This is a genomic window from Streptomyces niveus (assembly GCF_001723055.1).
GTDB lineage: Bacteria > Actinomycetota > Actinomycetes > Streptomycetales > Streptomycetaceae > Streptomyces > Streptomyces niveus.
Genome location: NZ_MDCR01000319.1, coordinates 1 through 10,790, shown reverse-complemented (window position 1 = coordinate 10,790; position 10,790 = coordinate 1). Strand labels below are relative to the sequence as shown.

Here is a 10,790-nt window from a genome sequence, read left to right as displayed (position 1 = left end):
CCCATGCCCGCCCGCGCGAGCTGGACGCCAAGATCGAGCAGCGCAACCGCGACCGGTACGCGGACAAGCCGGAGATCAGGACCCCCCGTACCAACCCGGGCGCCGAGCAGGAGGGCGAGCGGCTCCAGAAGATCCTCGCGCGGGCCGGCATGGGTTCGCGCCGGGCCTGCGAGGAGCTGATCGAGCAGGCGCGCGTCGAGGTCAACGGCGAGATCGTCATGGAGCAGGGCATGCGGGTCGACCCGCACCGCGACGAGATCAAGGTCGACGGTCTGACCGTCGCCACCCAGTCGCATCTCTTCTTCGCGCTGAACAAGCCCGCCGGTGTCGTCTCCACGATGGGCGACCCGGACGGCCGGCAGAACCTGGGCGACTACGTCACCAACCGCGAGACCCGGCTGTTCCACGTGGGCCGGCTGGACACCGAGACGGAGGGCATCATCCTCCTCACCAACCACGGTGAGCTGGCCCACCGTCTGACGCACCCCCGGTACGGCGTGAAGAAGACGTATCTCGCCGCCGTCCAGGGCCCGTTGCCGCGCGATCTGGGCAAGCGGCTCAAGGACGGCATCCAGTTGGAGGACGGCTACGCCCGCGCCGACCACTTCCGCGTCGTGGAGAACACCGGGAAGAACTACCTGGTCGAGGTGGTCCTCCACGAGGGCCGCAAGCACATCGTGCGCCGCATGCTCTCCGAGGCGGGCTTCCCGGTCGAGCGCCTGGTCAGGACGGCGTTCGGGCCGATCCCGCTGGGCGACCAGAAGTCCGGCTGGCTGCGCCGTCTCACCAACACCGAGGTCGGCATGCTGATGAAGGAAGTCGGCCTGTAAGCCGTCCTGTTGGCCGCTCCGTAGGCGGTCCCACCCGAAGAAAGCCCGTGGCCCGGAGGCCACGGGCTTTTCTGCTTGCGGCGCGGGCCCGCGCACCTTTATAGTCAACCTGACCATTAAGGAGGCGGGCGTGAGTCTCGCGGATTTTCTCGACCCGTTGCAGCAGCCGCTGGTGACCGTTCTCGACACCCCGGTCAGCTGGACCGAGGTGCTGGGCTTCGGCAGCGGCGCGCTCTGCGTCTGGCTCGTCGCCCGCCAGCACCTCGCCAACTGGCCCATCGGCATCGCCAACAACCTGTTCTTCATCCTGCTGTTCACCCAGGCCGGCCTGTACGCCGACGCCGGACTGCAGGTCGTCTTCATCGCCCTCGCCGTGTACGGCTGGTGGACCTGGACCCACGGGGGTGGCCCAGGCTCATCGACTCTCCCGGTGCGGCGCACCACGCGCACCGAGTGGGGCTGGCTGCTCGCGGCGGGGGCGACGGGAACTCTCGGACTGACGCTGCTCCTCGACCACCAGACCTCGTCGACGGTCCCGTTCTGGGACGCTGTCACCACCGCGCTGTCGCTGATGGCGACGTACGGACAGTGCCGCAAGCGGCTGGAGTCGTGGTGGCTGTGGATCGCGGCCGACGTCGTCTACATCCCGCTCTACGCGCACAAGGACCTGTATCTGACGTCGATCCTGTACGTGGGCTTCCTGACCCTGTGCGTCATCGGACTGCGCAACTGGTCGCGCGACCTCGGCGGCCGGCCCGCCACGCCGCTGGAGGCCGTGGCATGAGCGCGAGATACGAACACGGCCTGGTCCTCGGCAAGTTCTACCCGCCGCACGGGGGCCACCACCACCTCGTACGGACCGCGAAGGCCCGCTGCGAACGGCTCACGGTCCTCGTCTGCGCCGCCTCCGTCGAGTCGGTGCCGCTCGCCGACCGCGTCGCCTGGATGCGCGAGGTCCACCCGGACGTCCGGGTCGTGGGCGCCGTCGACGACAACCGGATGGATCTGCGCGACCCCGCCATCTGGGACGCGCACATGGCGGTCTTCCGCGCGGCCGTCCCCGAGCCCGTGGACGCGGTCTTCACTTCGGAGTCGTACGGGGACGAACTCGCCCGCCGCTTCGGCGCCGTGTCCGTCCTCGTGGACCCCGGCCGCACACTGCACCCCGTGTCGGGCACCGACGTCAGGGCGGACCCGGTCGGCTGCTGGGACTTCCTCGCCCCGCCCGTCCGGGCCGCCCTCGCCCGTCGCGTCGTGGTGCTCGGCGCCGAGTCCACCGGCACCACCACCCTCGCGCTGGCGCTCGCCGGGCACTACCGGGCGCGCGGCGGTGTGTGGGCCCGTACGCGCTGCGTCCCCGAGTACGGACGGGAGTTCAGCGAGCGGCGACTCGCCTCCTTGCGCGAACGCCGCCCCGGCGCGCGGTGGGAGGACGTCGAACTCACCACCGAGGACTTCCCGTTGATAGCGCGGCGGCAGAACGCCTTGGAGGAGGAGGCCGCCCGCGCCGGCTCGCCCGTCCTCATCTGCGACACCGACTCCTTCGCCACCACCGTCTGGCACGAGCGCTACGTCGGCGGCCGCAACCCGGAGATCGAGGAGATCGCCGACCGGGTGCCGCACCACCTGTGGCTGCTCACCGGCCACGAGGGCGTCGCCTTCGAGGACGACGGGCTGCGCGACCACGAGGAGCTGCGGCCCTGGATGACCGGCCGCTTCAGGGCCGAACTCACGCGTACGGGGCGGACGTATCTCATGCTCGAAGGGCCGCGCGAGAAGCGGCTGGCCGACGCCGTCGCCGCCGTGGACGCCCTGCTCGACGAAGGCTGGTACTTCGCCGCACCCCTGCCGGAGAACAGATGAGCCCCGACCGACCGCCCCGGGTGCCCGACGACTACGACCCCGCCGACTTCGTGCCGTTCGCCGTCACCGTCGACCTCGCCGTCTTCACCGTCCGCGACGGTCATCTGCACGTGCTGCTCGTCGAACGCGGCGAGGAGCCCTACCGGGGCCACTGGGCGCTGCCGGGCGGCTTCGTACGGCCCCGGGAGTCCGCCGGGCAGGCAGCCAGGCGGGAACTCGCCGAGGAGACCGGCCTGTCGCCCGACACCGTCGCCGGACTGCGGCCCGAGCAACTGCGTACGTACAGCGACCCGGACCGCGACCCCCGGATGCGGGTCGTCTCCGTCGCGTACACCGCGCTGCTGCCCGACCTCCCCGAGCCGCGCGGCGGCGGCGACGCGGCACAGGCCCGCTGGACCCGCCACGACACCGGCGAACTCGGCCACCTCGCCTTCGACCACGGCAGGATCCTCGCGGACGGCCGGCGCCGGATCGGCGCCAAGCTCGAATACACCTGCCTCGCCACGGCGTTCTGCCCACCCGAGTTCACCCTCGGAGAGCTGCAGCAGGTGTACGAGACGGTCTGGGGCGTGACCCTGGACCGCCCCAACTTCCGCCGCAAGGTGCTCACTTCACCCGGCTTCGTCGAACCGGTCGAAGGCCCGCCGCGCCGCACCGGCGGCCGGGGCAAACCGGCCGCCCTCTACCGGGCGGGCACCGCCACCGCACTCCACCCGCCGCTGCTCCGACCGGAAGGACGCCCCACCCCATGAACTCCTCGCGGACCACCGTCAAAAGCGCGGCCACCGGCGCCCTGACCGGGCTCGCGCTCGGTGACGCCCTCGGATTCCCCACCGAGTTCAACGACGTGCCGTCGATCCTCGCCAAGTTCGGCCCATGGCGGGAGATCCCCCTGCTGAAGCCCGCGATCGTCAGCGACGACACCCAGATGACCCTCGCCCTCGGCCGGGGCCTGCGCACCGCCATGGCCGCCGGCCCGCTCCAAGCGCGGACCCTGGAGCCGCCGCTGCGCCGGGAGTTCGTCAGCTGGTACCACGACCCGCAGAACAACCGGGCCCCCGGCAACACCTGTATGACGGCCTGTCAGCTGCTCGACGGCGACCGGCCCTGGCAGCGGGCGAGCCGGATCGGCTCCAAGGGCTGCGGCGCCAACATGCGCGTCGCCCCCGTCGGGCTCGCCCCCGGACTGAGCGCCGAACAGCGGTCGGGCGCCGCCCAGTTGCAGTCCGCCCTCACCCACGGCCACCCCACCGCCCTCGCCGCGTCCGACCTCACGGCCCACGCGGTCCATCTGCTGGCCCGAGGGACCGAGCCGACCGGCCTGGTCGGACTGCTGCGCAGCTACGCGTACGAGAACCGCTCCCGCTACCACCACCACTGGCTCGGCGACCTGTGGACCCACAGCCAGGACCCGACGCCCGAGCACTTCGCCGAGCGGGGCTGGGACGAGTGCCTGGCCGTGCTCGAACGGCTCCAACAGGCCCTGCGTACCCCGTCACCCGAGACCGACCCGTGCCTGGCGACCGGCGACGGCTGGATCGCGGAGGAGGCGTTCGCCACCGGACTGTTCTGCTTCCTGCTCTTCCCCGGGGAACCGGTCACGGCGCTGCGCCGGGCCGCCTGCACCAAGGGAGACTCGGACTCGATCGCCTGCCTGACGGGCGCGTTCGCGGGCGCGCACCTCGGGGCGGACGCCTGGCCGGCGGAATGGGCGGACCGGATCGAGTACCGCGAGGACCTGCTGGAACTCGGGGCACTCTGGGACGCTTGATCCATGCGTATGGATGACGAACACATGGCGGACGACAGTCCCGGGGACGACACCTCCGACGAGCGGCCGGCGGAGCGCGCCCGGCTCCTGGAACGGGCCGGGCTGCCCGTGACCGACCTCGGCCCCGCCCTCGCCGAGGAGTCCGATCCGCTGCTGTTCGCCACCGTCTCCGGCGCCCACCTGTACGGATTCCCCTCCACCGACTCCGACGTCGACCTGCGCGGCGCCCATCTGCTGCCGGTGGCCGAACTCATCGGGCTCCACGAGCCGGACGAGACCCGGTCGCGGATGTGGGACCAGGACGGCGTGGAGATGGACCTGGTCAGCCATGACCTGCGGAAGTTCGTCCGCATGATGATGCGGCGCAACGGCTACGTACTGGAACAACTGCACTCGCCGCTGATCGTGCACTCGACCGAGGCGCACCGCGAACTGCTGTCCCTGGCGCCCGGTGTGCTCACCGGCCACCACGCCCACCACTACCGGGGATTCGCCGCCACCCAGTGGCGGCTCTTCGAGAAGACCGGCGAACTCAAGCCGCTGCTCTACACGTTCAGGGCGCTGCTCACCGGCGTGCATCTGATGCGCAGCGGCGAGGTGCAGGCCCATCTGCCCACGCTGCTCGGCGAGGTGAGCGCGCCCGACTATCTGCCCGAGCTGATCGAGGCGAAGGCGGAGGCCGAACACGGCGCGGCGACGGGCCTCGCCCCGACCCGCCTCCAGAGCGACGTCGACGCGCTCCACGAGGTGCTGGCGGAGGCCAGGGCCGAGACCCGGCTACCCGACTCCCCGGCCGGGTACGAGGCGCTCCACGACCTGGTCGTCCGCACCCGTCTGGAGCGCTGACGCCCGCCGCGCGCGGATCAGGAAGTCCTCGACGCGTGCGTGGTCGGGCCCGGCGGGCAGCGCGGTGCCGGTGAGCGCGGCGTCCGCCTCGTCGCCGAGACGGTTCATCCGTCGCTCCACCTCCGCCCACGGCACCTCACCGCGCTTGACCTCCAGCAGCGCCTCGCGCTCCGTACTCACGTCGATGACCAGCCGCCCCGTACGCAACAGATCACGGCAGGAGCCCAGCAGTCGCAGCAGATGCATGGCGTGCTTCCAGCGGGGCGCGCCGTGCTGCCGGATGTCCGCCTCCAGTTTCTTGCGCTGGCCGATCGCGTACCGGACGAACGTCCCGTGCGTCTGCCGGGAGAGGAACGCCTCGCGCAGGGACAGGAGTTCACGGCCCGTGTCGTCGGCGTGCTCGACCAGCGGTGAGTGCAGACATTCGAGCACGCCCGGATTGCTGCGCAGCGCCAGCAGACAGAACCGTTCGAGCTCCCAGGAGAACTGCTCGTCCGCCGGCCCGTCGGCATGCGTCGGGGGCTTCTCGAAGCCCCAGTACAGCGGCGTCGGCGCCAGGAAGACCCCCCGCAGGTCGGTGTCACTGCCCTCGGTCGCCAGACCGAAGGCGCGGGAGCCCATGACGCACGCGTAGATCGTGTGGTCGCGTACGAGGTCCTCGGGTGTCATACGCAGGCAGGGTACGGGAGCGCCCCGCACCGTCCGGCGCCCGCCGTCTCGCGGGGCGGTCGCCCCGGCCGCACCGGCGCCCGTCTGTCTACCCTGGACCGAGCACACGATCACTGAGCGGGACGAGGAGCACGACGTGCCGGTACGCGCTGTCCGAGGGGCCGTCCAGCTGGAGCGGGACGAGTCCGGGCACATGGACGAACAGGTCGCCCGCCTGCTCTCCGCCATCATGGAGCGCAACGGCCTCGGCGCGGACGACCTGATCAGTATCTGGTTCACGGCCACCCCCGACCTGCACAGCGACTTCCCGGCCGCCGCCGCGCGCGGGATCGGCATCGTGGACGTACCGCTGATCTGCGCGCAGGAGCTGGACATCGAGGGCGCCATGCCACGCGTGGTCCGTATCCTCGCCCACATCGAGTCCGACCTCCCCCGATCCGAGATCGCGCACGTCTACCTCGGCGCCGCGGCAGCCCTCCGCAAGGACATCGCCCAGTGAGAACCGCCCTCGTCATCGGCACCGGCCTGATCGGCACCTCGGCCGCCCTGACCCTCGCCGGGCGCGGGGTCGCCGTCCACCTCGTGGACCACGACCCGGCCAGGGCCCGCACGGCCGCGGCGCTCGGCGCCGGCACCGAGGACCCGCCGGACGGCCCCGTCGACCTCGCGATCGTCGCCGTACCGCCCGCGCACACCGCCACCACCCTCGCCGCCGCGATGCGCGCCGGCAGCGCGCGCGGCTACCTGGACGTCGCGAGCGTCAAGGGCGGCCCCCGGCGCGAGCTGGAGGCGCTGGGCCTCGACCTCACCGCGTACATCGGTACGCACCCGATGGCCGGCAAGGAGAGCTCGGGGCCGCTCGCCGCGACCGCCGACCTCTTCGAGGGCCGCCCCTGGGTGCTGACGCCGATGCCCGGCACCGACACCGAGGTGCTGAACCTGGCGCTCGAACTGGTCGCGCTCTGCCGCGCCGTGCCGGTGGTCATGGACGCCGATGCCCACGACCGGGCCGTGGCCCTCGTCTCCCACACCCCGCAGCTGATCTCCTCCATGGTCGCCGCCCGCCTCCAGGACGCCGACGAGGCGGCCGTACGGCTCTGCGGCCAGGGCATCCGCGACGTCACCCGGATCGCCGCCTCCGACCCCCGGATGTGGGTCGAGATCCTGACCGCGAACCCGGGACCGGTCGCCGACGTCCTCGCGGGCGTCGCCGCCGACCTGGGCGAGACCGTCGAGGCGCTGCGGGCGCTCCAGTCCGCCGACGAGGCCAAGCGGCGCGGCGGCACCGAGGGCATCGAGGACGTCCTGCGGCGCGGCAACGCGGGCCGCGTACGGGTACCGGGCAAGCACGGCGCCGCCCCGGCGTCGTACGAGACGGTGGCCGTCCTGATCAGCGACCGGCCGGGCGAGCTGGCCCGTATCTTCGCCGACGCCGGGAGCGCCGGGGTCAACATCGAGGACGTCCGGATCGAGCACGCGACCGGTCAGGAGGCGGGTCTGGTGCAGCTGATGGTTGAGCCCGCGGCGGCGCCCGTCCTGAGCGCGGCACTGCGCGAGCGAGGCTGGTCGATCCGCCGCTGACAGCGGCGCCGGAAAGCCTCCGCACGCCGGTACGGGGGCGGGCTTTCGCGGGGGTGTAAGGGACACGCCCAGCACTCGGTAACCTTGTGCGGGGGCGTAGTGACGTCTGGGCGTCCGGAAACGACCCCCCGAACGTCCCGAGCGTGTCGCGCGAACGACATCGCGTACGACTCCGCGCCCCGTGAACCAGGAAGGTGTCCGCCCCCGTGGAAACCGCTGCAACCGACGCCAGGACCGCCCCGGCCGCCGTCATCGTCGCCATCGACGGGCCCGCGGGCACCGGCAAGTCGAGCACGTCCCGGTCCGTGGCCACCCAGCTCGGACTGAGCTACCTGGACACGGGCGCGCAGTACCGGGCGATCACCTGGTGGATGATCAGCAACGGCATCGACGTCCAGGACGCCTCCGCCGTTGCCACGGCCGCCGACAAGCCGGTCATCGTCTCCGGCACCGACGCCGCGAACCCGACGATCACCGTCGACGGCGTGGACGCCTCGGGTCCCATCCGCACCCAGGAGGTCACGGCCAAGGTCAGCGCGGTCAGCGCCGTCCCCGAGGTGCGGACCGTCATCACCGAACTCCAGCGCGCCATCGCCGCCGGCGCCCCGAACGGCATCGTCGTCGAGGGCCGCGACATCGGCACGACCGTGCTGCCCGACGCCGACCTGAAGATCTTCCTCACCGCGTCGCCCGAGGCGCGCGCCGCGCGCCGCAGCGGCGAACTCAAGGGCAAGGAGTCCACGGACCTCGCCGCCACCAGGGAAGCGCTGATCAAGCGGGACGCGATCGACTCCGGCCGTAAGACGTCACCGCTGGCCAAGGCGGCCGACGCGGTCGAGGTGGACACCACCGACCTCACACTCCAGCAGGTCATCGAGTGCGTCGTCACCCTCGTCGAGGAGAAGCGAGCGACCCAATGACCGGCACGACCGGACCCTCCGGCAGGGGCGCGGCGGTCGGCCGCCGCATCGGCATCGGACTGATGTACGGCCTGTGGCGGCCACGGGTGCTCGGCGCCTGGCGGGTCCCCGCCACCGGCCCGGTGATCCTGGCCGTGAACCACTCGCACAACATCGACGGGCCGATGCTCATGGGCACCGCGCCCAGGCCCGTGCACTTCCTGATCAAGAAGGAAGCCTTCATCGGTCCGCTCGACCCGTTCCTGCTGTCCATCGGACAGCTGAAGGTGGACCGTACGACCACGGACCGCGCCGCCGTCACCGACGCGCTCGGGGTCCTCAAGGGCGGCGGAGTCCTGGGGATCTTCCCCGAGGGCAGCAGGGGAGAGGGCGACTTCGCCTCCCTGCGGTCCGGGCTCGCGTACTTCGCCGTACGCACCGGGGCGCCGATCGTCCCGGTGGCGGTGCTGGGGAGCACGGAGCGGCGCGGGCGGCTGATAGGCGCGCTGCCGCCGCTGCGCGGCCGTATCGACGTCGTCTTCGGGGACGCCTTCGACGCGCAGGAAGAAGAGGTGCGAAGCTCGGTCAAGGGTGGTGGTGGGCGACGGTCGGGCGGGAGCGGGCGCCGCACGCGGCAGGCGATGGACGACGCCACGCTGCGGATCCAGAAGCGGCTGGCCGCCCATCTGGAGAACGCCAGACGCCTCACCGGGCGCCGGGCAGGACTTGAGTAGTGCACAGCGCAGGCGCGGTGCACCGATCACGATGAACGAGGTACGGACTTCATGAACGACCACATTCACTCCGGCGACTCCGGGAACCCCGGCGCCGAGCACGGAGAGCTTGGCGACGCCGAGTACTCGGAGTTCATGGAGCTCGCCGCCCAGGAAGGCTTCGACCTCGAGGACGTCGAGGGCGCGATCGGCGAGGCCGGTCACGGCCCGCTGCCCGTCCTCGCGGTCGTCGGCCGCCCCAATGTCGGCAAGTCGACTCTCGTGAACCGCATCATCGGCCGCCGTGAGGCGGTCGTGCAGGACAAGCCCGGTGTCACGCGAGACCGCGTCACCTACGAGGCCGAATGGGCCGGGCGCCGCTTCAAGCTCGTCGACACCGGCGGCTGGGAGCAGGACGTCCTCGGACTCGACGCGTCCGTCGCCGCCCAGGCCGAGTACGCGATCGAGACCGCCGACGCGGTCGTCTTCGTCGTGGACTCCACGGTCGGCGCCACCGACACCGACGAGGCCGTCGTCAGGCTCCTGCGCAAGGCGGGCAAGCCCGTCGTGCTGTGCGCCAACAAGGTCGACGGCCAGAGCGGCGAGGCCGACGCGACGGCGCTGTGGTCGCTGGGTCTCGGCCAGCCGCACCCGGTGTCCTCTCTGCACGGGCGCGGTACGGGCGACATGCTCGACGCCGTCCTGGAGGCGCTGCCCGAGGCCCCCGAGCAGACCTTCGGCACCACGATCGGCGGCCCGCGCCGGATCGCGCTGATCGGCCGCCCGAACGTCGGCAAGTCCTCGCTGCTGAACAAGGTCGCGGGCGAGGAGCGCGTCGTCGTCAACGAGATCGCGGGCACCACCCGCGACCCGGTGGACGAGCTGATCGAACTCGGCGGCACCGTCTGGAAGTTCGTGGACACGGCGGGCATCCGGCGCCGTGTGCACCTCCAGGAGGGCGCCGACTACTACGCCTCGCTCCGTACGGCCGCCGCCGTGGAGAAGGCCGAGGTCGCCGTCGTCCTGATCGACACCAGCGAGTCCATCAGCGTGCAGGACCAGCGCATCATCACGATGGCCGTCGACGCGGGCCGTGCCCTCGTCGTCGCGTTCAACAAGTGGGACACCCTCGACGAGGAGCGCCGCTACTACCTGGAGCGCGAGATCGAGACCGAGCTGGGGCAGATCGCGTGGGCGCCCCGCGTGAACGTCTCCGCGCGCACCGGACGCCACATGGAGCGGCTGGTCCCGGCGATCGAGACGGCGCTCGCGGGCTGGGAGACGCGCGTGCCGACCGGCAGGCTCAACGCCTTCCTCGGCGAGCTCGTCGCCGGCCACCCGCACCCGATCCGCGGCGGCAAGCAGCCGCGGATCCTGTTCGGTACGCAGGCGGGCACCCGGCCGCCCCGGTTCGTGCTCTTCGCGTCGGGGTTCATCGAGGCGGGCTACCGGCGCTTTGTGGAGCGCAGGCTCCGCGAGGAGTTCGGCTTCGACGGCACGCCGATCCACATCTCGGTGCGGGTGCGGGAGAAGCGCGGCCGTAAGAAGTGACCGCGGGTCAGTGACGGAAGAAGCCGGTGGGCCGGCGCGGACGAGATCCGCGCCGGCCCACCGGCTT

At 71.9% G+C, this 10,790-nt stretch carries 12 protein-coding genes; 11 read left to right on the top strand and 1 reads right to left on the bottom strand.

The genetic code is table 11. The features are described from left to right. From BHU15_RS30270 to BHU15_RS30245, 6 genes are all read left to right on the top strand, one after another. Window positions 1–830, top strand: an 830-nt coding sequence (locus BHU15_RS30270; RefSeq protein ID WP_069630075.1) for a pseudouridine synthase, incomplete at its 5' end; no start/stop codon positions are given. Between the two features lie 130 nt (window positions 831–960). Next, a complete protein-coding gene (gene pnuC / locus BHU15_RS30265) occupies window positions 961–1,614 on the top strand; it encodes a nicotinamide riboside transporter PnuC (protein WP_069630074.1) in 654 nt (217 codons plus the stop codon). Next, window positions 1,611–2,693, top strand: a complete 1,083-nt coding sequence (locus BHU15_RS30260; RefSeq protein ID WP_069630073.1) for an AAA family ATPase — start codon at window positions 1,611–1,613, stop codon at window positions 2,691–2,693. Before pnuC ends, BHU15_RS30260 begins: the two co-directional genes overlap by 4 nt. Further along, window positions 2,690–3,445, top strand: coding sequence for an NUDIX hydrolase (locus BHU15_RS30255; RefSeq protein ID WP_069630072.1), 756 nt, complete (start codon window positions 2,690–2,692; stop codon window positions 3,443–3,445). The genes BHU15_RS30260 and BHU15_RS30255 overlap by 4 nt, the downstream gene beginning before the upstream one ends. Beyond that, window positions 3,442–4,464 carry an ADP-ribosylglycohydrolase family protein gene (locus BHU15_RS30250; RefSeq protein ID WP_069630071.1) on the top strand — a complete coding sequence of 341 codons (1,023 nt, stop codon included), beginning with the start codon at window positions 3,442–3,444 and terminating at the stop codon, window positions 4,462–4,464. The genes BHU15_RS30255 and BHU15_RS30250 overlap by 4 nt, the downstream gene beginning before the upstream one ends. 3 nt (window positions 4,465–4,467) lie before the next feature. Continuing rightward, window positions 4,468–5,310 (top strand): nucleotidyltransferase domain-containing protein, encoded by an 843-nt coding sequence (locus tag BHU15_RS30245; RefSeq protein WP_247748903.1) that lies wholly within the window; start codon window positions 4,468–4,470, stop codon window positions 5,308–5,310. On the opposite strand, the gene BHU15_RS30240 is transcribed toward BHU15_RS30245, so the two are convergent. Further along, window positions 5,242–5,979: a nucleotidyltransferase domain-containing protein gene (locus tag BHU15_RS30240; protein WP_069630070.1), complete on the bottom strand. Its 738-nt coding sequence runs from the start codon at window positions 5,977–5,979 to the stop codon at window positions 5,242–5,244. The two genes, BHU15_RS30245 and BHU15_RS30240, sit on opposite strands and share 69 nt — an antisense overlap. Before the next feature lie 136 nt (window positions 5,980–6,115). On the opposite strand from BHU15_RS30240, the gene aroH reads away from it, so the two are divergent. From aroH to der, 5 genes are all read left to right on the top strand, one after another. After that, window positions 6,116–6,478, top strand: a complete 363-nt coding sequence (aroH, locus tag BHU15_RS30235) for a chorismate mutase (RefSeq protein ID WP_069630069.1) — start codon at window positions 6,116–6,118, stop codon at window positions 6,476–6,478. Next, window positions 6,475–7,560, top strand: a complete 1,086-nt coding sequence (locus BHU15_RS30230; RefSeq protein WP_069630068.1) for a prephenate dehydrogenase — start codon at window positions 6,475–6,477, stop codon at window positions 7,558–7,560. The genes aroH and BHU15_RS30230 overlap by 4 nt, the downstream gene beginning before the upstream one ends. 194 nt (window positions 7,561–7,754) lie before the next feature. Further along, window positions 7,755–8,480 carry a (d)CMP kinase gene (gene cmk, locus BHU15_RS30225; RefSeq protein WP_069630067.1) on the top strand — a complete coding sequence of 242 codons (726 nt, stop codon included), beginning with the start codon at window positions 7,755–7,757 and terminating at the stop codon, window positions 8,478–8,480. Beyond that, a complete protein-coding gene (locus tag BHU15_RS30220) occupies window positions 8,477–9,193 on the top strand; it encodes a lysophospholipid acyltransferase family protein (protein WP_069630066.1) in 717 nt (238 codons plus the stop codon). Before cmk ends, BHU15_RS30220 begins: the two co-directional genes overlap by 4 nt. A 51-nt stretch (window positions 9,194–9,244) precedes the next feature. Continuing rightward, a complete protein-coding gene (gene der / locus BHU15_RS30215; protein ID WP_069630065.1) occupies window positions 9,245–10,723 on the top strand; it encodes a ribosome biogenesis GTPase Der in 1,479 nt (492 codons plus the stop codon). Window positions 10,724–10,790: the final 67 nt, after the last annotated feature.